We start from the raw sequence: 22,683 nt of genomic DNA, 5'->3' as shown, positions 1-22,683 counted from the left end.
GTGGGGAACCCTAAACATGGTTCCCCACCCCTTCGTCATATGCGCACTTGCGCTTCACGGCCTGCACGCACCCTTCGGGATTGACTTTCCCATCACAGCCTTCAGTTCAACTGCACATAAGCCCTGAGTTGACCTAATGTTTCTACCGAGTTGGAACTTCCACTACCGGGCATTTGGAGAGCACATCGATCATGGCTTGTCGCTCTTTTTCTTTCACGCTAAGCCCCCACACGTATTTGACGTGTACTTGCCTGGCCACATACGCACAGTGGTAGTCGGAGTTTTCGGGTAGCCACTTATCGGCCGTCAGATTCGCTTTATCTTCGTTGGCTGGCCCATCCACGGCTAGGAGGTTTTGCGGGTCGTTCGCAAACTGTTCCCGTTTGGCCACATCCCACTGCCAGGCGCCTGCAAACCACGCGTTAGAAAGCGGCACAACGTGGTCTATTTGAACCAGTGGGGACGTTTTATCTCCGCGCTCAAAATACAGCTCTCTTCCCGTGTACGGGTCATTCAAGATCCCAGCTGCCACCACGCATCTGGAGTTGGGTCGAAAAACCACGCGTTCCATGTCCCGCGCCAAAATATCGTTTCGAGTGTCGCACCCGTTCATGTCCACGTCAGCCCACGGCTCCCCGAATTCCGCGCGTTCGTAGGGCGGAGCATCCACCCACCCACTAACTTCAAGCGCCATGAGTTCGTCGCGCACTTTCGACATGGGAACGTCCTCAGCTTGCGCCCCATCAAAGCGCAGTAAGCCAGCCCAAATGGCTACGGTTACGCCAATTGCAAGCACGACAAACAGCACGAGGGCATCGCCAGGTTTTACTTTCTTCACATAGATCACCATGCCTGGCTTTGCCTTGAAAAACCACTTAGGCTTGCGGGGGTGTGCACGAACCCTGTTACAGGTACGGTGTGGACGGACCCTAACAGGGCCTAATCCTCAAGCAGAACCAAGCCGTTAATTGGTGGTTGCGGATCAGAAGCGAGCCGCCCATACGTGTCAACGTCAATCCGCTGCCCGCCGATGAGGAACTTCTGGCGCTCCGTTCCCTCTTTAATAAAACCCGCGCTACGAGCCACCGCGCCTGATGCCGGGTTATTTACCCGGTGGCCCAACTCGAGACGCTCCAGGTCGCGCGTTGTCAGAGCCCAGTTGGCAACCGTCGCGGCGGCCCGGCTCATCCACCCGCGACCACGGGCATCATCTGCCATCCAGTACCAAAACCAGCCACTCAGGTTTTCCTCATCGACGGATACGCACACGAGGCCAACAAGCGTGTCTTCCTCGACCACGGCCCATGGCTCATGAGGTGATTGCGTAGCTATCAGCGCATTGACATAAGCCTGCGCCTGGGCGAGAGTCGAGACATCTCCCTGCCGCGTCATATCAGCATTAGACGCAAAAGCTTGGTAGACCTGTGGAGCGTCGGATGAGCGGAGTCGGCGTAGCCCCACGGCCAGAACTTCGCAGTTTTCTTCCATCAAAACCTCGCCGTTTTCATTGGAGCAAAGCCGCTTTAGTGCCCTCGAGACGATTCGAACGTCCGACACCCGCTTTAGGAGAGCGGTGCTCTATCCCCTGAGCTACGAGGGCTTAACCTGAAAAAGCCTACCATGAGCAAGCGCCGGCGCGTGAATGCGCAAACACCTGGCATTTACAGCTCAGTGTCAGCGCCGCTCCCACGGCGTGCTGACGCTATCAGACTCGGAGCCCCGCGAGGATGGCACGGTCATAACTGGGCACGTGGAGTGAGTTAGTACGATTTGCGAAGTCGATCCAAGCAACAGGCCGGCAAATCCACCTCGTCCTCTTGTACCTACAACCACGAGGTCAACAGCGGTTGAGAACTCTGTCAAAAGCTCCGCCGGCGATCCGTCAATAATGTGCCGTTTAACCGTCACATCACGGTCCCCCACAACTTTGGCGCATGCCGCGGCGAGTTCCTCTTCCATTTCTTCATAAAGGCGCTCGCGGTCAATGGTTGTGGGTACCCAAGAGAGCATGCCCGCACCCGTGGCAATTGGAACAGCGGCGATCGCATCAACTTGCGCACCCCATAGCGCAGCCTCGTCAACTGCTTTTTCGAGGGCGGTGTGAGCGGTTCGCGAGCCGTCAACGCCAGCGACGATGCGCTTAATGGGCCAGAAGGGAGAGCCGGACGTGTGCCTGGGAACCACAACCACGGGGCATTTCGCATGGGCAGGAAGTGCCGAGGAGACGGTGCCAAGAAGCCTGTCTGCTATGCCTCCACCCCCGCGCGATCCAACAACAATCAGGTCTACTTCTTCCGATAGTTGCACGAGGACGCTGGTGGCATCGCCCGGCTCAGTGGTGCCGGTAACTTCGGTGAGGCCGTGGCTACGAAGCCTTTCCAACCCGTGATCAACTGCTTTTTGTGCGCCCTGTTGCAGGGCGTCATCGTCAAGGGCGGCGTACCCTCCGTCAAGGGCGGCTGCCGAATATGAGGCGAGGGCGTAGGTGCATACCACGTGAACGAGAGAGCCGTCCTCTTTTGCTCGGGCTGCTGCCCAATCGAGTGCCATGTTGGCCTCTGCAGACCCGTCTACCCCAACGAGGATTACTTTCTGCCCAGCCATTGTTGCCTCCCTTATAGCTTTCACCTCTATTTTGCACACAGTTGACAAAAAATGTGAGCTGTACTGAATGGGGTTTACACTTTGGGTACAAAAAAGTCCCAGCGAGAAGCTGGGACTTTTTCGTTAAACCTTAGAGGCGAACGTAGCTCGGAGCGCCGTAAACCGGAGCGTATTCAACGCCGCGGCCGGGAGCCGGCGAGTGAATCATCATGCCGTTGCCCGCGTAGATGCCAACGTGGCCGCCGTAGTAGACAATGTCTCCGGGAGCTGCTTCAGATGCCGGAACGTAGGTGCCGGAAGCACCAATTCCATAAGAGGAGTGCGGGAGGCTGTAGCCCAGCTGCCCGTACACGTAGGACACGAGACCGGAGCAGTCAAAACCGCTCGGGGAAGCACCTGCCCAAACGTAAGGAACACCAATGTACTGCGCGGCAACGCCAACCGCTGAAGAAGCGCTCGCTGACGGGATCGAGACCGGAGATGCCTGGCCCTGCTGGAGCGATTCGCGTTCGTAACCACGGTCCGCAGCTTCGCCACGACCGGCAAGATCGCCGTCTGCAACCTCTTCTTCGACAATCTCAACGCTTACCGATAGGTCGTCACCAGATGCCCATGCGACGTCTGCCGGAGCGGTGAGGACGGGGTTTGCTTGCGCAATACGACCTTCCTGAATGGTAGGAGGCGCTTTGGGGGCGAGGTCGAGCGCCGAGTCAGGAGCTGCAGTTGCGATGCCGCTACCAAGAACGGTTAGTGCAAGTCCGGTTGCGGAAACCGTTGCAACGCCACGGACGGGGCTGATGGATTCAGTAATGTCCGTCAGAGGCGTCACGGGACGGCATGCTCGGCGGTGCCGTGCCTCGATCTTCTTAGCCAAAATATTCTCCCTTAGAAGGTGCCTTATTTAGGTTCCTTGAATAACAAGTTCACTCTAGCCAACATGCACACGAAATGTCACGTAACGATAACGAAGTTGTGAACAGTTCCACTCATAAAGTGGTCATTAAAATGAATATATGCGGCTCGGCCCAGTCTGGAATCGCCACAGATCCCTCACTTTTCGCGGATTTGCCACTTTGGGATAGCATCAGCTCCCCATCGCGCAGGGTGATTGAGATCTCATCTCCTGGTCTCATTTTGATATCGTCGAGGGCGCTCAGAGCATTCACTTCAGACTGAACGGGCTCGCCAAGGCGGGCAAGTTCCGCGATCAAATACTCGCCTTCCGCGAGGCTGGCATGAACGTCTAAGAGGGATATGAGACCTTCAGGCAGTTCCCATTCCCCCGGTACCGGATTGCCGTAGGGGTCTTTCTTAGTGCAGTCCAGTATCTCTTTGAGCTTATGCTCAACTCTGTCCGACATTACGTGCTCCCACCGACACGCCTCTTCGTGCGCGAGCGTCCAATCAAAACCGATGACATCAACCAGCAGGCGTTCAGCCAGGCGATGCTTGCGCATAACCTCGATTGCCAGCCCCTTTCCTTCATCGGTCAAAGTTAAGGTGCGGTCCTCTTCGACTATAACGAGGCCGTCACGCTCCATTCGCGCAATGGTTTGCGACACGGTGGGCCCGGAATGCCCGAGGCGCTCAACGATGCGCGCCCGCAAAGGAGTGATGCCATCTTCTTCAAGCTCGTAGATGGTTTTCAGGTACATCTCGGTCGTGTCGATCAAGTCACGCATTGTTTCCCGTCTTTTCGTATCCGCACCAAAACGCGGGCACGCGTCGTGCCCCTTTTTATTTTCGGTCCATTTATTGACCTGTTGCCATAAATGAACCATATTCGACTAGATTCTTCAGTATGGTGACCAAAATACAGATTCCATTTGATCTTTTACCGAAAGACGGGCGTTTCGGCTCCGGCCCTTCGCTTGTACGCAGGGAACAAATTGACCGTTTAGCTGATGGGAATACGCCAAGGTCCCCTCACCTAATTATGGGTACGAGCCATCGCAAGCCGCCGGTGCGCAACGTTGTTGGCGAGGTGCGTGAGATGATTGCGCGCCTGTTCAACATTCCTGATGGTTATGAAGTCGTGTTAGGAAATGGTGGTTCCACGGCTTTTTGGGCGGTGGCCACCACCTCGCTAATTAGAAAGCGTTCCGCGCACGCAACGTTTGGCGAGTTCGGTTCGAAGTTTTTCGAGGAGGCCGCCCGCGCCCCGTTTTTGGAAGAGCCTGTGCGTTTTGATGCTCCTGCCGGGCAGCTTGCAACGGTTGAGGAGGTTGCGAACGCGGACGTCTACGCGTGGCCGCACCACGAGACATCAACTGGCGTTATCTCTCCCGTGAAGCGTATGCCGGGTGGCCTGTGCTTGGTGGATGCAACTTCGGTTGCCGGCGGGGCCAGCGTAGATATTTCCCAAACTGACGCCTACTATTTTGCGCCGCAAAAGTGTTTTGGCTCCGACGGCGGCATTTGGTTTGCGATCCTCTCCCCCGCAGCTATTGAGCGCGCCCAGCAGTTGCATGCAGATTCTGGCAGGTGGATGCCACAGTTCTTGGACCTTTCGATCGCGATTGATAACTCGCGCAAGGACCAAACGCTGAACACGCCCGCTCTGGCAACGCTACTTATGATGCATGCGCAGCTTGAGTGGATGCTGGCCCTTGGTGGTTTGGATGCAACGGCGAAGCGTTCGAAAGCATCAACGGATTTGATTTACATGTGGGCCGAGCACAGCAAGTTCGCCGCGCCCTTCGTGGTTGACCCGGCGCTACGTTCTCCGGTTGTGGCAACCATTGATTTTGAGGGCGTGGATGCATCCGCAGTTTCGCAAGTATTGCGCGATAACGGAGTGGTTGATGTGGACCCGTACCGCAAGCTGGGCCGCAATCAGTTACGTATTGGCGCGTTCCCATCGGTGGATCCGCAAGATGTTTCGGCCCTGTTGCGTTGCATCGACTTTGTGGCCAGCCGCCTATAGCACTCTGCCAAGCACTTGACGTTTGATTTATGAGGCCGAGCCGGCTTCGCTAACAGCGTCCAATCAGGTGGCCTCGACATTTATTTGTCGAGGCCACCTGATTGTTGTAAAGAGCGTTCTAATCCGTGGGCTGGTCGCCGCCAGCTTCGAGGTCACGAGCACGCTCACGCGGACCGTAGGTGGTGATGGGCCTACGAGACCAGCTGGCTTTGATGCGCACGTCCCAAGACTTGATAGCCCAGATGGCGGCGGCAACAGAGACGATAATCGCCGAAATGCCTCCGACGGCCAGCGACCAGGGACCTCCCCAGGTGTCGGCAACCCAGCCGATAATGGGAGCACCAATGGGCGTAGACCCCATGTAAACCATGAGGTAGAGCGACATGACGCGCCCTCGCATGGCAGGATCGGTGGAGATCTGGATGGCGGCGTTAGCAGACGTGATCATCGTGAGCATGGCCAGGCCGGTGGGGATGGCAATGAGGGCAAACAACTCGTAGGTGGGCGCTAACGCGAGCGCAATATCGCACAGTCCGAAGAGGAACGCGGAAACAACCACGAGGCGCACGCGCGGGAACTTGCGGCGCGCGGCAAGAAGCGCACCCGTGAGCGACCCAATGGCCATGAATGATCCGAGGATGCCGTATTCGCCAGCGCCCTTCCCATAAACCTCGGTGGCCATGACCGCGGAGGTGAGCTGGAAGTTCATTGCGAATGCAGACACGGTTCCGGCCACGATCATGATGACCACAATGTCGGTGCGACCCATAACGTAGCGCACGCCTTCGCGAATCTGCCCGCTTTCACGCTTCACCCGGCTGGCGGGGGTGAGCAGGCTCTTATTCATCAAAGCTACCGCGGTTACGGGCGCGGCAAATAGAAGCAGGTTGACGATGAATACCCATCCTGGCCCTACCCATTCGATGACGAGGCCGGCAAGGGCAGGCCCAATTAGGCGCGCAACGTTGAATGCTGCCGAGTTGAGGCCCACTGCGTTAGGTAGGGATCCAAGTGGAACGAGTTCGGATACAAAGGTTTGGCGGGCGGGCGCATCAATGGTGGAGAGTATCCCTGCGAGGAATGCAAGGACGTACACGTGCCACAGTTGTGCCGTGTTGGTCAGAATAAGGACACCCAAAATGAGTGACATGAGGCCGATCATGCCCTGCGTGAACTGGATCAGGTTTCTGCGGTTCACGCGGTCTACGATCACACCAGCCCACGGGCTGAACAAGAGAATGGGCAGGAATTGGAGGGCGGTGGTAATACCGATTGCGGTGCCGGAACCTTGAGTGAGGACGGTGAGCACCACCCAGTCTTGCGCGATGCGCTGCATCCACATGCCGGTGGAGGAGATGATGTTGGCGCCGAACCATAGTCTGTAGTTGAAGTACTTTAATGATTCGAACGTTTTTGACACCTCGTATACCTCCTTTTTCAATAATGCCAGCATCGTTTACGCGCCGCCACGTCAGACCAGGCGCTTAGGGATCCATCTTGATCTGTGAACATCTGGACCTCTGCCGCCATGCAAGAGGAGTCTTATTTCTCCCTTGCCCCGCGGGTTTTGCACGACAATTCTAATGCGGCTCGCGAAGAGGTTATCTTCGCGAGCCGCGCCGAATATTGGGTTGTAGCTACGGGCTTAGCTCAGGATCAGTCTGGCAAAGTTGCCCGTGGCGGGAGCTTAGGCTCCCAGTGCAGCCTGGATTGGGCCGAGCACGAAGTAAACCGCAAACAGGACGGAAACGATCCACATGAGCGGCTTAACCTGCTTTGCCTTGCCAACTGCTACCGCGGCGATCACGTAGGTGATGAAGCCGGTGCCGATACCTACCGAAATGGAGTAGGCGAACGGCATAAACGCGATGGTAAGGAATGCCGGGATTGCTATCTCTGGCCTCTTCCATTCGATATCCAAGACCTGCGTCATCATGAGGAAGCCAACGAACACAAGGGCGGTAGATGCAGCCTCGGTTGGTACTAGCTCTACGACGGGCGCGAGGAAAATGGACAGTAGGAACAGGATGCCTGTCACAACCGAAGCTAGGCCGGTGCGTGCACCTTCACCAACACCCGCTGAAGATTCAACGTAGGAAGTGTTGGAGGAAGTGCCTGCCAGGCCGCCGGCAATAGCCGCAAGAGAGTCAATGACGAGGATCTGTCGTGAACGCGGCGGAGTGCCGTTCTCGTCCAGCAGATCACCTTCAGCACCGATCGCAACCATGGTGCCCATGGTGTCGAAGAAGTCGGCAAGCATGAGCGAGAAAATCAGCAGTACAACGGCTAGCGGACCGAGCTTACCGAACGCGCCGAACAGGTCGAATGCACCTAGCGACGAGAAATCGGGAAGCGAGACCGGAGAGCCGGAAAGCTCTGGAACGGTAACGCCCCAGCCGGTCGGGTTCTCATCATTCTTCGGCCCAATCGCTACGATGGCCTGAATGATGACGGCAAGCACGGTGGAAGAAATGATGCCTATTAGGATCGCACCGCGAACCTTACGCACGTAAAGCACGATGGTTAGCAGAAGGCCAACGACAAACACGAGGGCTGGCCAGCCGGCAAGCGATCCGTCAATGCCCAGCTGAACGGGGGTGCCGCCGGGACGGATAATGCCCGCGTTGATAAGGCCAACGAACGCAATGAACAGGCCGATACCAACCGAAATAGCCACCTTGAGCTGGTTAGGCACCGCATTGAAGACGGCCTCACGGAATCCGGTTAGAACCAGGATTGTGATGAGGATGCCTTCCCAGACGATCAGACCCATTGCCTCTTGGAAGGTGAGGCCCGAACCGAGGACGAGGGTGAACGCAACCATGGCGTTCAAACCCATGCCGGCCGCGAGCGCCATCGGGTAGTTGGCAACTAGGCCCATGAGGATTGTCATGACGCCTGCTACGAGTGCCGTTGCCGCCGCGATGGTTGGGATCGTTAGGGATCCATCTTCGGGGAATGCTGCGGATAGGATGATGGGATTAAGAACGAGGATGTAGGCCATTGCGAAGAAGGTGACAAAGCCACCTCGTACTTCGCGACCAATTGTGGAACCGCGTTCAGTAATGTGAAAGAAACTATCTAGCTTTGAGCGCTGTGCAGTATTGGTATTCACAGGTAAATGGTCTCACTGCACGCGTTTTTGTGATTGTGCTACCACCATGTGGACATCGGGTAGCGGGCGTCACATTTCCTGCGTGTTTTAGGGTTTTAGAGGTCACTGATGATCTCTAGGTCCAGTTCGTTCACGCGCGGAGGCACCACGTTCCATTGGCTACCGGTTTCTTGCACGTCGGTTTCAGAGTGGGCACCGCACGCGTAGGTGAGGGGAACGAGGCGGCCGTCGTGGCCAGACCACTCGTTGGAGCACACGCCAAAGCTCTGCCCCAGTTCGGAGCGAAGGGCAACGAGGAAGCCGCAGGATGCGCACGTGGACTTCGAGTCGGTTTTGTTCACTTTGGCGCGCGAGCGCCTGTGCCACCTGGTGCGTGCGCTTTCAATGCCTTCTTGTGAGAGGGTACGCACGCGCGAAAGGGGCGGCTCGTCTGATCCGTACTTGGAGTCGCGAATCAGCGTGAGGCGAGAATCTTCCTGACGGTACGGAAGTACATCTGAGGGGGACACGTCCGATGGACGCAGGCGCTCTTCCCAGGGCACCCATTCGGGTGCAAGCAGGGCGCCTTTGCCAGGTAGAAGGTCGATTTCGGATACGGTTACTCTCCGCGCCCGTGGAACTCTGGACACGGTTACGGCCCAGTGCCAGCCTTGGTAGCCCTCTTTGTTCGCGGCAAAAAAGTGCGTGAGCAGGCGCTCACCTTCAACGCGGTAGCCCAGGTGCTCACCGATTTCGTTTGGTTCGACAACCTCAAGGACGATTTCAAGGGTCTCTTTTACCGCGTCTTTGAGGATCTTGTCGGCAGCCACAGCGGGTTCAGTCTTTTCGTTTTCAGGCATCAAAATCATCCGCTACAGCGCGGAGTAGGTCCGCGATCTTGTCTGAGTTATTCGGGTATTTTCCGTGGCGAAGCGATCCGGATGCGGAGTCAAGTACCTTAATTAGGTCTTCAACTAACCCAACCATTTGTTGGGGTTTCCGACGGTTTAGCTTGCTTATGGAGGGCGAGGCCTGCAGGATCTCTACGAACATTGCCTGCGCACCTTTGCGGCCGTCAACTACAGAGTATTCAACGCGAGTGCCACCCTTCGGCGCGCGAACGCCTTCGGGCAGTGCGGATGCATGGAGGAACACGGATTCGCCGTCGTCTCCTTCGATAAATCCGAATCCCCGATCCGCGTCGAAGAATTTCACCTTGCCGGTGGGCACTGGAGCCTCCTAAGTCTGTTTTTCTCGCTTATATTGTTACGTCTAACCCCTATGATAGTGCGAGAGACAATGTCATCGCCAAGGGTGGCGCATTTGCGCTGGGAGCTGGTTGGTGTGGCGCATCGCAAAATTGGTGAGGGAGGCCGCGTGAGCACGGTAGTTTGGTTGTTTGGCGCGGGCGCGGCGCTAGTGGTTGTTGCGGTTGCTGTTGCTGTTATTGCGCGGCGTTCCCAGGCTCGAAAGAACGGCGAGGACTGCCTAGATTCGCAAAGGGTGGATGCGGCTGTGCCCGCTGAACCCGCAGATGCAGACCAGGGCGCCCCCGCAGACGAAGCCGCTAGCGTCGCTGCGAATCACGAGGCGAGTGAGGACGTAGGTAACGACTCGGAGGAAGTACCGGCCGAGGCTAACGAGGTGTTGTCTCCGGCCGCAGATCCGCTTAACGCGTTCGACTTGGATGGTGCGATTCGCGAGATGCGCCGTGAGTATTGGGCTTCGCGCTGGATGTTTGGCGAGGATGCCTGCGCGGATTTACGGTTTGAGCTGGGCAGGGCTCGCGCGCTTGCGGCTTCCTGTCTGGCTGATGCAACCGTGGTGGAAGGAAAAGCCAAGCTCCCCGCCGGTTGCACGCGAATGAACGCCGCAGTATCTGCTGTTAGAGAGCCGGCCGAGCCTTTGCGTAGCCTGCGCGCAAACAAGTATGCGCATGCCTTAGCCGCGTACAGGGCGGAAGATCCCGCTTCGGTCAATCCGCATCGTGCCGCGGTTCGCGCGGGCCGCTACGTAAGCCCAGATCCAACGTTTGGATTGGCCCGACTCGCCAGCGAAATCGAGGAGGGACTTGCCACGTCACGCCTGGAGGTGGCAAGGGTGTCCCCCACCGCAGGCTCGGAGGTTTCCGCACGCATGCGTGCGGGCCTGGCGCAGGCACAAAAGATCGTGTCTAAATCCGTGAAAACGTTGGCATTACTACAAGAACCAACTGCTACGGACTTGTTTCAGATTGAGGCTGACTTACTTCGGGCAGTGTGGATTCGCCGCGCGATTGACCTGACGAGCAAGTACTTGCCGGCTAAAGAGTGGGCGCGCGTGTCGGGCAGCGAGGTGGAGTGGACGCGCCTAGCGGTCCTATCTACTCGCCTTGCCGAAATCCTGATTGATCTACGTCAAAACGTAGAAGCTGAAGACCTAGCAATGCTCGCGGGCTGCCTCGTGCTACTCGATCCCGGTCCACAAGATGAACGGCCCACCCTTCCGGTTCGCACATGTGAGCAGATCACTAGAACATGTGAGCAGATCGCGCTTACCGTGAGCGAAGTTTGAGCTTTGACCTGACACAGGCCGGCTTTTACGCGAAACTAAGGGTATGAAGAAGCGCTCTGTACTGGTAGCTCTAGCCACTGCCCTACTGATGTTTTTGCCGTCAATGGCAAGCGCAGCGGTGCGCATCGATGATTCTCACGTGATTGACGAGGTTGGGGTTCTCGATGCTGACACCAAGGCGCAGCTCGAAACGATGACCACAGCCGCGGTGGATTTCCCGTTCTACATGGTTATTACGCAGGATTGGGAAGGCACTTCCCCATCGTCGTGGTGTTCCAAGCTGGGTGATGACAACCCTTCACTGCCGGCATCCGCGGTGGTTTACGCGATTGCAACCGAGCTTGGCGAGTACAACATTTGCTTGGGCCCTGCCGCGCCTGTTAATTCGTCACAGGCGAACTCTGCGGCGGCCGCGGGCTCTTCAAACTTGCGCGGGGGAATAACGCCCGAGCATCTGGTAGAGGCACTGTCGGACACCTCCCGGCTCTTGTCCGATAGCGAGAACGGTTCAAGCGGCGCCTCGGATGACGATTACGACAGCGATTTAGCGGACGGGATCTTCCTCATCATAGTTTTCGTAGGCTTTATCGGCTTCGTTCTCATCGTTATAGCAGCTCAACGAAGCAAGAAGAAGCACCTGCGTCAGGCCAGTAAGCACCGCACGGAACAACTTGAAGATCGCATTAAGAAGCTGAATGTTTCAATGATGCAAACTGATGATGCGGTTCGCGCTGCCAGGGAAGACCTAGCATTCGCGCAGGCTCAGTTTGGCGAGCTGGAAACCACGGAATTTGCGCATGCATTGGATGAAGCCACGGAAATCATGACGCAGGCCTTCAAGAAGCAACCCGAGATGGAGTCGGAAACCAACCCCGATACGCAGACCAAGCTGGTTGACGAGCTAGAAGACGATGTAACTCGCGTTAGCGCGATTTTGGACGCGCAGGCTAAGCGTTTTAGCGAGCTTCGAGACGTCGAATCTAATATCGATTCGAATATTTCCAGCATCGACCAGCGCATAAGCGAGGCGCGCGAGCGGGTGGAGCACGCGAAGTTGGAGATCAAGTCGCTTCGTCTCACCTACTCCGATCAGGTTTTGCAATCCATTTTGGATAATCCGGACGAGGCCAACCGCCTGCTCGACGCGGCAAGCCAGGCACTCGCGGAGGCCAAGGCGAAGAAGGATTCGGATCGCAAGACGGGCGTTTTCCACGTGAATCTTGCAATGCGCGCGCTCACGCAGGCGCTTGCTCAGATCAAGGAGGTCATGAGCGCTGAGGCGAACTTGCAAGATGCAAAGAATAAGCTGGCCCAAGCTATCGGTTCGATCTCTTCAGATCTTGAGGACGTTTCGCGTCTAGCCCACAACCAGGCGTCGTTCAATCCGTTGGTTGAGGATGCTCATCGCGCGATCGAGCACGGTAACGCGGCCCGGCGTGGCGGCGCTGATCCACTGAGTGCTCTGACCGAACTTCATGAAGCCGAGGACGCCCTCGACAACGCATTGCTGCCGCTACGTAACGCAGAAGAGAAGCAGCTTCGTACCAATGCCCGCCTGGATCGCAGGTTCGCAGAGGTGGATGCCGCGATCGTCCGCGCCGATTCACACGTGTCAGCCCACCCGTTCAGTGCTAGTTCACAGGCGAGAACTCTCATCGCACGGGCGAAGGCGAAGCGAGCAGAGGCCGCGAAGGTTGCGCCGTCTTCCCCCATGGAAGCCCTTGATTTGCTCGCAGACGCGCTTGTGTTGGCCAACCGTGCCGTCGATTTGTCGTCCGGCCCCACGCCACCGCACGGTTCGGGAGGTTCGAGTAGCGGAATTGACCTCACCTCACTGATCTTGGGCGGACTTTTGTTTGGCGGCGGTGGCTCTAGCGGCAGCTCTAGGGGCGGCTTTGGCTCCGGCGGATCGGGCGATTTCGGCGGCGGCTTCGACTTCGGCGGATCGGGTGGTTTTAGCGGCGGATTCAGCTCCGGCGGCTCCGGAGGTTTTGGCGGCGGATTCAGCTCGGGAGGATCCGGAAAGTTCTGATTTAACGCGCCGTGAGTGTCGCGTCACATATATAATGAAAACGCACGTCTGTGCGCGTCTTGGGCGCCTTCGCCCTGGCGTTTTCCTTGAAAGGAGATCACATGGCAGAGAAGCAGTCGATCCTAGGCCGCATTTCCCAACTTGCTAAGGCGAACATCAACGCACTCTTGGACCGCGCTGAGGATCCAAAGAAGATGCTTGATCAGCTTGTTCGCGACTACACGAACTCGATCGCGGAGGCCGAGGAGGCCGTCGCACAGACCATTGGAAACCTCCGTCTTGCACAAGCCGATTACGACTCCGATGTCGCGGCCGCCAAGGAATGGGGCGAGAAGGCTGCAGCTGCGTCTGTTCGCGCTGACTCCGCTACCGATCCGGCAGAGGTTGACAAGTGGAATAACCTGGCAAAGGTTGCTCTTGGCAAACAGCTTAGCTACGAGAAGTCGGCTGAGAATGCAAAGCCGATGATTGCAAGCCAGACCGAGGTTGTTGACAAACTCAAGCTTGGTCTTGCTCAGTCGAAGGAAAAGCTCGAGGATTTGAAGCGCCGCCGCGATGAGCTTGTGGCCCGTCAGAAGACGGCAGCCGCTCAGGTGAAGTTGCAGGATACGGTTAGCTCGATCAACGTGCTTGACCCCACTTCGGAGCTTTCCCGCTTTGAGGATCAGATTCGCCGTGAAGAAGCGATGGCTCAAGGCCGCGCAGAACTCGCAGCTGATTCTTTCGCGTCCCAGTTCGACGAACTGGATAACTTGGACGAGCAGTCTGAAATTGAGGCTCGCTTGGCCGCTCTAAAGAAGAAGCCTTAAATCGCTTAGGCGCAAGGCATCAACTACAAATTTCAACTACATGGGTGGGGCTTTTTGCCCCACCCATTGAAAGTATCAAAATGGATCCGCTTACTTATTTAATTATTGATGGCGAAAATATTGACACCACGCTTGGTGTCTCGGTGCTGGATCGAAAGCCAGCGTCGGAAGAGCGTCCCCGGTGGGACCGCGTTCTAACTTCCACTGAGGAGCTTTGGGACCAGCCGGTGAAGGGCCTGTTCTTCCTAAATGCTTCGTCGGGCTACATGCCGATGAACTTCGTGCAGGCACTGCTTGCAATGCGTTACCGCCCAATTCCGCTTTCGGGCGTACCGGATGACCAGGTGGTGGATCAGGGCATTAAGAAGACGCTGGACGCGATTGGCGAACGCGGGTCTGGTGACGTGATTTTGGCCAGCCATGATGGCGATTACGAGCCAGAAATCAAGCGCCTCCTTGAGGCCGGCCGCCGCGTTGGCATTCTCGGTTTCCCCGAGTTCATCTCGTCGGGCCTGCATGATCTAACAGACGAGGGCTTGGAGATCATCGACATTGAGCACGGCATTGACGCGTTCCAGGTGCGTCTGCCTCGCTTGCGCATCATCGATCTGGAGGATTTCGACCCGTACGAGTTCATCTAGGTTTACGCGGCGAATAACATCTAGCGAGAGCGGCTTTCAACCGTGGTTGAGGGCCGCTTTTGCTTTGCGTCTCCGGCGCGGGGCGACCGCAGGTAGTGCAGTTTCCTAAAGGTGCAAGATCATGCGGGTGTTGCCCAGGGTGTTGGGTTTGACGGAGGCCAGTTCAAGAAATTCGCGCACGCCGTCATCGTGGGTGCGCAGCATTTTTTGGTACACGTCTACGCCCACGGCCATGCCTTCAAAAGCTTCGAAACCGTGCCGGGCAAAGAAATCAACTGCGAACGTTAGGCAAAAGACGCGCTTTAGTTGCAGGTCACGCGCCCGCTCGACAAGGGCATTCAAGATGAGTGAGCCCACGCCACTTCCACGCACAGCGGGGGAAGCGGCAAGGGTGCGCACTTCCGCAATGTCATCCCAGAGGACGTGGAGGGCACCGCACGCCAAAACTTCACCATCTCTTTCAGCGACGATGAACTCTTGAATGTCCTCAAAGTAGGCGATGAGGGGTTTGTCCACGAGTATCTTTTGCTGAACGTAGGGTTTGGTGAGGTTCCAGATCGCGCGAGCATCAGCCGGGCGGGCAAAGCGCAACTGCACTTGCCCCGCAGCGGTCTGAATGGTTTGGTTAAGCATCCCCTCCAGTATGGCTAATGCAGGCCGGTGGTGCGTGCACGTTCCAACACTCGGCGGGCGGTGCGGTCATCAACCACCAGGTCGGTGACAACGCCGGCGCGTAGCGCGCCAATGAGGGGGATTGCTTTGGCCTCTCCTGCTACCACGCACAGGCGCGTGGGAATAGTTTTCAATAGCTTCGGGGTGGGGCCGGACGCGCGCCGGTTAATGGCCATGTCTTCATAAGAGCCATCTTCGCGAATGAGGACGGTGCAAATGTCTCCCACCACTCCCTCGTTACGTGCTTCCGCCATTTCAGCTGGGTCGAGGAATCCCGCGGAGTACACGTGCGAGGGCACGTCTCCCCCAAAGGCACCTACGCCGAACATCGCCACATCAACCTTCGAGATGAGGTCTACTACGCTCTTCACCGAGCGTTCCCGCCACATCGCTTCTTTTGTTTCTTCATAGTCGAAGAATGCGGGCACCGGGAAATGCACCATGGATGCCCCAAGAGCGTCTGCCGCCCGCGAGATGGTGGTATCGATGTAGTTCACGCCCGTGCCTGATGCGCTTGCCGCACCATTCATTTGCACAACCGTTGTGTTGTCGATGTTCACCGGCGTGAGGTTGCGGGCAACCTCGGCGGTGGTATTACCCCATGCGATACCGATCTTACTGCCGGGGTGGATGAAGTCGAGCAGGCGTTCGGCCGCAACTTTAGCTACCGAGTCGAGGCGGTTTACGCCGGTGTCGTGGTCGCGCACACGCACCACGGTTGAGCGGATGCCGAAAATCTGGTTGAGCTCGCCAGCTAGGGTGCCGCGCTCGCCGGGCGCCGGCGCTACGGTAATGCGGACCAGGCCGGATTCGCGGGCATATGCCAGCAGTCGCGAAACAGAGGACCGCGAAACCCCGAGGTGACGCGCAATCATCTCCATGGTTTCGCCCTGTAGGTAGTACATTGATGCGGCCTCGTGCGCATCGTTATCACGTATGCTCATTCTTCATAGTTTGCCATGCACGGCTGTTCAATTCAGGAGGTTAGGGGTTCATACCTGCAATCTAGACCACAGTATTGGGATACAACTAGCTATCGATGTCGCTTACTGATGACCAGACAGCGCATTCAAGGAGCCTAACTGCAAACCGGTGACCTGATCGGTTTGTAGTGCAAGTCTCAACGATGAGCGATAGACTTCGTGATGCATGGCACAAAGGTGCAGCGACGCAGGTCAACGCTTGTTGATTCGCCCATTCATTCAACTGTTTGCACAAGGAAGTGAAGGTAAACATGAGCGAAAAGAAGTACGTACTTGCCATTGATCAGGGCACTACGTCATCTCGCGCAATTGTGTTCGACCACGACGGTGAGATTGTTTCGGTAGGACAGCTCGAGCACGAGCAGATTTTCCCGAAGGCCGGCTGGGTAGAGCACAATCCGATTGAGATTCGCGACAACATCCATCAGGCCATTGGCTCCGCATTGGCAGGTGCGGCTATCAACCGCCACAGCCTCGCCGCTGTCGGCATCACCAACCAGCGTGAGACCACGATCGTTTGGGATAAGAACACTGGTGAGCCGGTTTACAACGCAATCGTTTGGCAGGACACGCGTACGGCTGAGATCGTTCGCGAGCTCGCCGGTGATGAGGGCAACGATCGTTTCCGCGATCGTTGTGGCCTCCCGCTTTCCACCTACTTCTCCGGCCCGAAGATCAAGTGGATTCTTGACAACGTAGAGGGCGCTCGCGAGCGCGCCGAGGCTGGAGACCTACTGTTTGGCAACACGGACACCTGGACGTTGTGGAACCTCACTGGCGGTCCGGATGGCGGTGTTCACGTCACTGACGTGACGAACGCTTCTCGTACGATGCTCATGGACATCGAGACCCTGAAGTGGCGCGAGGACACCTGCGCTGACATGGGCATCCCGATGTCGATGCTTCCGGAGATCCGCTCCTCTGCGGAGGTCTACGGCTATGGTTCGAAGAACTCGCTGATCATCGACACCCCGATCGCGGGTATCCTCGGTGACCAGCAGGCTGCAACGTTCGGCCAGGCTTGCTTCGAAAAGGGCATGGCTAAGAACACCTACGGCACCGGTTGCTTCATGCTTATCAACACCGGTGAAGAGCCCGTCCAGTCCGAGAATGGCCTTCTGACCACCGTTTGCTACAAGATTGGCGACCAGCCAACCAAGTACGCACTCGAGGGTTCGATTGCTGTTACCGGCTCGCTCGTACAGTGGATCCGCGACAACCTGCACATGATCCACACCGCTCCGGAAATCGAGCCGCTCGCTAAGTCCGTTAAGGACAACGGTGGCGTCTACTTTGTTCCGGCATTCTCCGGCCTCTTCGCCCCGTACTGGAAGGACGAGGCACGTGGCGCCATCGTTGGCCTCACGCGCTACAACACCGCTGGCCACATCGCCCGCGCTGTCCTTGAGGCTACCGCGTTCCAGACCCGCGAGGTTCTTGACGCTATGAACGCTGACTCGGGCGTTGACCTGACCGAGCTTCGCGTTGACGGCGGCATGGTTGCTAACGAGCTGCTCATGCAGTTCCAGGCTGACGTGCTTGGCGTAGACGTTGTTGCTCCGAAGGTTACGGAGACCACCGCTCTTGGCGCTGCATACGCAGCTGGTATTGCGGTTGGCTTCTGGCAGGGTGAGCAGGACGTTATCGACAACTGGTCTGAGGGCAAGCGCTGGACGCCGAAGATGGATGCGGAAGAGCGCGAGCGCACTTACCGCCTCTGGAAGAAGGCAGTAACCCGCACCTTCGACTGGGTTGACGAGGACGTTCGCAACGCGTAACTCCTAGTTCCCAAAAAGCTGTGGCCCCGATTTTTCGGGGCCACAGCTTTTTGCACATTCGTTCGAGTGGGTTTTATTTTGACCTTTCAAGAGACAGCGGTCACGATTTATCTAAGTCATTCGTTTCATAAATAGCCGCTCTTGGCCGTTCGCGAACGTGCACGACGAGACACGAAGACTTCGCCCATGTGTGTACGGGCGGGTTTCGCAAAGTTCGAATTCCCCGTAAATACAGGGAAAACACAAGAACTAACTTGCACATATTTTCAGTGATAGCAGGAAGCATTGAGAATCCGAAAATCGGCAATTAGCGAATGCTTTTCGTCCTAGCCTTGAGGTGAGATGAGTGGCCGCGGGTGCGGCCACTCCCTGATGACCAGGAGTGATCAATGAAGAAACTCGACACAGAAGTTGTTGTTATCGGTGGTGGAGCAACCGGTGTCGGCGTGCTGAGGGACCTCGTAATGCGTGGTTTCAAAGCAGTTTTGGTAGAACGCGCCGATATTGGCCAAGGCACCACGGGCCGTTACCACGGACTCCTCCACTCCGGTGGCCGATACGTCGTATCAGACCCGATTTCGGCAGCCGAGTGCGCTGAAGAAAACGAGATTATTGCTAACCTGCACCCGGATGCAGTGGAGGACACGGGCGGCCTCTTCGTTGTAACGCCGGAGGATGATCCCGAGTTTGGCGACAAGTTCCTTGCCGGCGCTCAGGCCACCGGCGTGTGGACCGAAGAAATCGAACCGTCCGAGGCGCTTGCGCAAGAACCCCGCCTAAACCCGGGTTTGCTTCGCGCTTTCAAGGTGAAGGACAAGACGGTTGATGGTTGGGCGATGCTGTGGGGCGCAATCCGCTCCGCAAAGCAGTACGGCGCCGAGGTCCTCACCTACCACCGCGTGGAGAAGATCGAGACCGCATACAACCAGGTGATCGCGGTTCACGCCCACGGCATGAAGACCGGCGAGGACGTTCGCATCAACTGTAAGTTTGTGATCAACGCTGGTGGCCCCTGGTCTGGTCAGATTGCGGCGATGGCTGGCGCGCACGGCGTGGACGTGGTTCCGGGCCGCGGCATCATGATCGCTATGAACCACCGCTTGGTAAACCAGGTTGTGAACCGCTGTATCTACCCCTCAGACGGCGACATCATCGTTCCGGTCCACACGGTTTCGATTATTGGCACCACGGATGTCAAGGTGGAAGACCCGGATCACCTGGAGATTCCACGCAACGAAGTTCAGCAGATGCTGGACGCTGGTGAAGCTCTTATTCCAGGATTCCGCGAGGCACGTGCGGTGCACGCATGGGCGGGCGCTCGTCCGCTCGTTAGGGATAGCCGCGTGGATGCTTCGGACACTCGTCACATGTCGCGCACCATGTCGATCATCGACCACTCCACTCGCGACGGCATCGGCGGCCTGCTTACGATTGCTGGCGGCAAGCTCACCACGTACCGCTTGATGGCTAAGAACGTTGTTGACGTGATGTGCCGCCAGATGGACGACTGGCGTCCTTGCCGCACGGCGGAAGAGATCATGCCGGGCACGGAACGCGGTGACAACTACGAGGTCACTCACCGCCTCGAAGAGCGTGAGGGTGACCGCTTTGACGCGCAGATTGTTTGTGAGTGTGAGCTCATGAACCGCAAGATGTTTGAAACCTTGCTTGAGTCGCAGCCGGATGCGACGTTTGACGATTTGCGTCGCCAGCTTCGCCTAGGCATGGGCCCATGTCAGGGCGGTTTCTGCTCTATGCGCGCAGCGGGCATCACCCAGCAGATGGGGCGCGGCGATGCCGCTCATGTTACGGAGCTTATGCGCTTGTTCTTGAAGAATAGGTGGATTGGTTTGTGGCCGATCCTGTACGGGCGTCAGGCTCGACAGACGGCGCTTGATGACTGGATTTTCCAGGGCATTTACGACATTGAGCACCTTCCCACGGCGGACGATTCGAACAACAGTAAGGCAGTGCGATGACAACGGTAGTTATTGGCGCGGGTATCGCGGGACTTACCGCAGCAATCCGGCTTCGCGAGGCCGGCGAACCCGTCATTTTGGCCTCGAAAGGTATCGGCGGCCTGCAGCTTTCACAGGGCACGATTGACGTTCTCGGATACGCTCCGGATCGTCTTGAAAAGCCGCTTGAAACAATCGCGGAGAATAAGTTCGAAAAGGGCGCCCCGGAAGGCGATCATCCGTACTCCATTATTGGCGCGGATGCGGTTCGCGAGGGCGTTAAGTTCGTGATGGACGAGGTTGGCGAAGGCCTCCTCGTTGGTGACATTGAGAAGAACGTCCTACTACCTTCGGCTATTGGCGCAATGCGTCCCACCTGCATCGCGCAGCCTTCAATGATGGAGGGAGCAATCGAGCCGGGCAAGCGCTACCTGGTGGTTGGGTTCCGGCAGATGAAGGACTTCTTCCCCGAGTTTGTAGCGGGTAACTTGGAGCGCCAAGAGATTGACGGCCAGCAGATCAAGGCACGCACGCTAATGCTGGACTTCGAGGTCCGCGAAGGTGAAATCGATTCAACAGCGCTCACGTTCGCGCGAGCCTTGGAAGATCCGGTTGTGCTCCGCAAGCTTGCTGACACGATCCGCCCGCACGTAGAAGACGGCGAGGTCGTAGCGCTTCCAGCAATCCTCGGCGTAAACGGCGAGGGCGTGTGGAAGCAGTTCCGCGAACTCCTGGGACACCCGGTGTTTGAGATCGCTCTGCAGCCCCCGTCGGTTCCCGGCATGAGGCTGAACCAGAAGCTCACGCAGCGAGTTAAGGACTTGCGTATTCGCCTGATGCTCGGCGCTGAAGTGACCGGCGTTAAGACTGATGGCAAGCGCGTCACCCACGTGATCACCGACAGCGCTGGTGGCGGCCGTGAGATTGCTTGCGACAACGTGGTCCTAGCTGGCGGCGGGTTCGAGTCCGGTGCAATCACGCTGGATTCTTACGGCAAGGTATTTGAACGCGCACTTGGCCTACCAGTGACCGGTGGTGAACTGCCAGACCTGGTACACGGTGACTACTGGGGCGAGGAGCAGAACCTGTTCAAGGTAGGCGTTGCGGTTGATGGCGACATGAGGCCGCTGGACCACGACGGCAAGGTTGTGTACGACAACGTACGCGTAATTGGTGGAACGATTGCTGGCGCTAAGCGTTGGCGAGAGAAGTCGGGCGAAGGCATTGCTCTTGGTTCGATGATTCGGGCAACCGATTCGATTCTCGGAGGTAAGTAATGAGTGACGCATTGAAGTTCGCACAGCAAAACTTTGCGCGCGCAACCCTAGATAACTGCGTTAAGTGCACGATCTGTGAGACGCAGTGCCCGGTGGCCCGCGTAACTCCGCTGTTCCCCGGACCTAAGTTTGTGGGCCCGCAGGCCGAGCGTTTCCGCCACGGCCAGTCGGTGGACCACTCGCTGGACTACTGCTCGGGTTGCGGTATTTGCACCATGGTTTGCCCGCAGGGCGTGAAGATCGCAGAGATCAACGCGCAGGCCCGCGCGGTTATGAAGGCACAGAACGGCATGCCGATTCGCGACCGCCTAATCACGCAGACCGACCTCATGGGTAAGGTAATGACCCCGTTCGCCCCGATTGCGAATGCCGCGCTTGGCATCAAGCCGCTGCGCAAGGTTGTTTCCGCTGTTGTTGGCGTTTCTGACGGAGCGCCTATGCCTACCGCGCACAACCAGTCGCTTCGCGGATGGTTGAAGAAGCGCAAGGCTCCAACCGGCCCGGCGCCGCGCGGCCCGATCGTGTTCTTCCACGGCTGTGCGGGCGGCTACTTTGAGGTCCAGACCTCGAAGCACACCATCGAGCTGCTAGAACACCTCGGCTACGAGGTTCTGGTGCCAGAGCAGGGATGCTGCGGCTTGGCTGAGCAGTCCAACGGCATTTTCGGCGGCGCAACCAAGAAGGTTCTGCGCCTGTGCGACGCCCTCCTTTCGGAAGGTAAGGACCTCACCATCGTGTCTTCGTCCGGCTCTTGCGCGGGCATGCTGAAGCACGAGGCCAAGGAAATCATGGGTCTTGACGATCCTCGTCTTGAAGAAGTTGCGGTACGCACCGTGGAAACTTCTGAGTTCCTCCTTGACCTGTACTACAAGGGTGAGCTCCCCGTTGAGAACCTGCGCCGCCTGGATATGACGATTCCTTACCACCAGCCATGCCAGGTGAAGAGCCAAGCTATGGGTATGCCGGCCGTGGAGCTCATGGAGCTCGTCCCGGGCGTCAAGGTAGTGGAGTCCAACCAGCCTTGCTGCGGTATTGCGGGCACGTACGGCATGAAGTCGGAGAAGCGCGAGATTGCCGAGGCTGTTGGCAAGCCCGTGTTTGACTTCATTCGCCGCAACAACCCCGACCTTGCAGCTTGTGACACGGAAACGTGCCGCTGGCAGCTGGCAAAGGGATCCGGTGCGAAGATGATTCACCCGGTTTCTCTTCTGCACTGGGCTTACGGCCTCTCTGACGATTTGCTTGAAGGCGCAATCGACGCCTCCGCAGCGGCGCAGAAGTAGCCAGATTTTCCTCCCAATATGAGACGCGGCCCCGAGTAATTGAACTGTCCCCCGGAAGTTGGACTGATTTATT

General features: G+C 57.4%; 20 protein-coding genes and 1 tRNA gene. 9 read left to right on the top strand and 12 right to left on the bottom strand.

Annotation, left to right across the window (positions count from 1 at the left end):
- Positions 1 to 142: 142 nt before the first annotated feature.
- The 6 genes from HMPREF2891_RS00105 to HMPREF2891_RS00080 form a co-directional block, all read right to left on the bottom strand.
- Entirely contained in the window at positions 143 to 838 is a 696-nt protein-coding gene (locus tag HMPREF2891_RS00105) for an HNH endonuclease family protein (protein WP_261666676.1), read from the bottom strand.
- 101 nt (positions 839 to 939) lie between these two features.
- Entirely contained in the window at positions 940 to 1,488 is a 549-nt protein-coding gene (locus tag HMPREF2891_RS00100) for a GNAT family N-acetyltransferase (protein WP_070663433.1), read from the bottom strand.
- Between the two features lie 39 nt (positions 1,489 to 1,527).
- A tRNA-Arg gene (locus tag HMPREF2891_RS00095) sits at positions 1,528 to 1,600 on the bottom strand.
- Between the two features lie 74 nt (positions 1,601 to 1,674).
- Positions 1,675 to 2,604 carry a universal stress protein gene (locus tag HMPREF2891_RS00090; protein ID WP_070663432.1) on the bottom strand — a complete coding sequence of 310 codons (930 nt, stop codon included), beginning with the start codon at positions 2,602 to 2,604 and terminating at the stop codon, positions 1,675 to 1,677.
- 130 nt (positions 2,605 to 2,734) lie between these two features.
- Positions 2,735 to 3,478 (bottom strand): C40 family peptidase, encoded by a 744-nt coding sequence (locus HMPREF2891_RS09890; RefSeq protein ID WP_158237848.1) that lies wholly within the window; start codon positions 3,476 to 3,478, stop codon positions 2,735 to 2,737.
- Between the two features lie 112 nt (positions 3,479 to 3,590).
- Positions 3,591 to 4,286: a metal-dependent transcriptional regulator gene (locus HMPREF2891_RS00080; RefSeq protein ID WP_070620742.1), complete on the bottom strand. Its 696-nt coding sequence runs from the start codon at positions 4,284 to 4,286 to the stop codon at positions 3,591 to 3,593.
- A 119-nt stretch (positions 4,287 to 4,405) separates the two neighbouring features.
- Between HMPREF2891_RS00080 and serC the strand changes: the two genes are divergently transcribed.
- The gene (gene serC, locus HMPREF2891_RS00075; protein WP_222566246.1) at positions 4,406 to 5,530 is read left to right on the top strand and encodes a phosphoserine transaminase; all 1,125 of its coding nucleotides are present in this window, start codon (positions 4,406 to 4,408) and stop codon (positions 5,528 to 5,530) included.
- A 118-nt stretch (positions 5,531 to 5,648) separates the two neighbouring features.
- On the opposite strand, the gene HMPREF2891_RS00070 is transcribed toward serC, so the two are convergent.
- The 4 genes from HMPREF2891_RS00070 to HMPREF2891_RS00055 form a co-directional block, all read right to left on the bottom strand.
- Positions 5,649 to 6,950: an MFS transporter gene (locus HMPREF2891_RS00070; RefSeq protein WP_070663445.1), complete on the bottom strand. Its 1,302-nt coding sequence runs from the start codon at positions 6,948 to 6,950 to the stop codon at positions 5,649 to 5,651.
- Positions 6,951 to 7,217: 267 nt separating this feature from the next.
- Positions 7,218 to 8,645, bottom strand: coding sequence for an NCS2 family permease (locus HMPREF2891_RS00065; protein ID WP_070663431.1), 1,428 nt, complete (start codon positions 8,643 to 8,645; stop codon positions 7,218 to 7,220).
- A 95-nt stretch (positions 8,646 to 8,740) separates the two neighbouring features.
- Positions 8,741 to 9,484, bottom strand: a complete 744-nt coding sequence (locus HMPREF2891_RS00060) for a DUF3027 domain-containing protein (protein WP_070620750.1) — start codon at positions 9,482 to 9,484, stop codon at positions 8,741 to 8,743.
- Positions 9,477 to 9,854 carry a cold-shock protein gene (locus HMPREF2891_RS00055; RefSeq protein ID WP_034509703.1) on the bottom strand — a complete coding sequence of 126 codons (378 nt, stop codon included), beginning with the start codon at positions 9,852 to 9,854 and terminating at the stop codon, positions 9,477 to 9,479. The genes HMPREF2891_RS00060 and HMPREF2891_RS00055 overlap by 8 nt, the downstream gene beginning before the upstream one ends.
- A 69-nt stretch (positions 9,855 to 9,923) precedes the next feature.
- Between HMPREF2891_RS00055 and HMPREF2891_RS00050 the strand changes: the two genes are divergently transcribed.
- The 4 genes from HMPREF2891_RS00050 (at position 9,924) to HMPREF2891_RS00035 (ending at position 14,659) form a co-directional block, all read left to right on the top strand.
- Positions 9,924 to 11,177: a hypothetical protein gene (locus tag HMPREF2891_RS00050; RefSeq protein ID WP_070663430.1), complete on the top strand. Its 1,254-nt coding sequence runs from the start codon at positions 9,924 to 9,926 to the stop codon at positions 11,175 to 11,177.
- A gap of 43 nt (positions 11,178 to 11,220) precedes the next feature.
- Positions 11,221 to 13,209 carry a coiled-coil domain-containing protein gene (locus HMPREF2891_RS00045; RefSeq protein WP_070663429.1) on the top strand — a complete coding sequence of 663 codons (1,989 nt, stop codon included), beginning with the start codon at positions 11,221 to 11,223 and terminating at the stop codon, positions 13,207 to 13,209.
- 101 nt (positions 13,210 to 13,310) lie between these two features.
- Positions 13,311 to 14,018 (top strand): PspA/IM30 family protein, encoded by a 708-nt coding sequence (locus HMPREF2891_RS00040; protein WP_070663444.1) that lies wholly within the window; start codon positions 13,311 to 13,313, stop codon positions 14,016 to 14,018.
- An 80-nt stretch (positions 14,019 to 14,098) separates the two neighbouring features.
- Complete coding sequence (locus tag HMPREF2891_RS00035) at positions 14,099 to 14,659, top strand: NYN domain-containing protein (protein ID WP_034509690.1); 561 nt, start codon at positions 14,099 to 14,101, stop codon at positions 14,657 to 14,659.
- A 105-nt stretch (positions 14,660 to 14,764) separates the two neighbouring features.
- Here the strand turns inward: HMPREF2891_RS00035 and HMPREF2891_RS00030 are convergent, their stop codons facing one another.
- The gene (locus tag HMPREF2891_RS00030) at positions 14,765 to 15,292 is read right to left on the bottom strand and encodes an amino-acid N-acetyltransferase (RefSeq protein ID WP_070620759.1); all 528 of its coding nucleotides are present in this window, start codon (positions 15,290 to 15,292) and stop codon (positions 14,765 to 14,767) included.
- A 14-nt stretch (positions 15,293 to 15,306) separates the two neighbouring features.
- Positions 15,307 to 16,275: a sugar-binding transcriptional regulator gene (locus tag HMPREF2891_RS00025; RefSeq protein ID WP_070663428.1), complete on the bottom strand. Its 969-nt coding sequence runs from the start codon at positions 16,273 to 16,275 to the stop codon at positions 15,307 to 15,309.
- Between the two features lie 290 nt (positions 16,276 to 16,565).
- Between HMPREF2891_RS00025 and glpK the strand changes: the two genes are divergently transcribed.
- The 4 genes from glpK to HMPREF2891_RS00005 all read left to right on the top strand — a co-directional run bounded on the left by glpK (position 16,566) and on the right by HMPREF2891_RS00005 (position 22,610).
- A complete protein-coding gene (gene glpK / locus HMPREF2891_RS00020) occupies positions 16,566 to 18,092 on the top strand; it encodes a glycerol kinase GlpK (RefSeq protein ID WP_034509683.1) in 1,527 nt (508 codons plus the stop codon).
- Positions 18,093 to 18,481: 389 nt separating this feature from the next.
- Positions 18,482 to 20,071: an anaerobic glycerol-3-phosphate dehydrogenase subunit GlpA gene (gene glpA / locus HMPREF2891_RS00015; RefSeq protein WP_070663427.1), complete on the top strand. Its 1,590-nt coding sequence runs from the start codon at positions 18,482 to 18,484 to the stop codon at positions 20,069 to 20,071.
- Entirely contained in the window at positions 20,068 to 21,327 is a 1,260-nt protein-coding gene (gene glpB / locus HMPREF2891_RS00010) for a glycerol-3-phosphate dehydrogenase subunit GlpB (RefSeq protein WP_070663426.1), read from the top strand. The genes glpA and glpB overlap by 4 nt, the downstream gene beginning before the upstream one ends.
- Complete coding sequence (locus tag HMPREF2891_RS00005; RefSeq protein ID WP_070663425.1) at positions 21,327 to 22,610, top strand: anaerobic glycerol-3-phosphate dehydrogenase subunit C; 1,284 nt, start codon at positions 21,327 to 21,329, stop codon at positions 22,608 to 22,610. Before glpB ends, HMPREF2891_RS00005 begins: the two co-directional genes overlap by 1 nt.
- The last annotated feature ends 73 nt before the right edge of the window (positions 22,611 to 22,683 follow it).

Origin of the sequence: Actinomyces sp. HMSC065F11 (assembly GCF_001813085.1) — a bacterium.
Lineage (GTDB): Bacteria > Actinomycetota > Actinomycetes > Actinomycetales > Actinomycetaceae > Gleimia > Gleimia europaea.
Note: the sequence above shows the minus strand (reverse complement) of the source record. Positions and strands in the feature narration are given on the sequence as shown.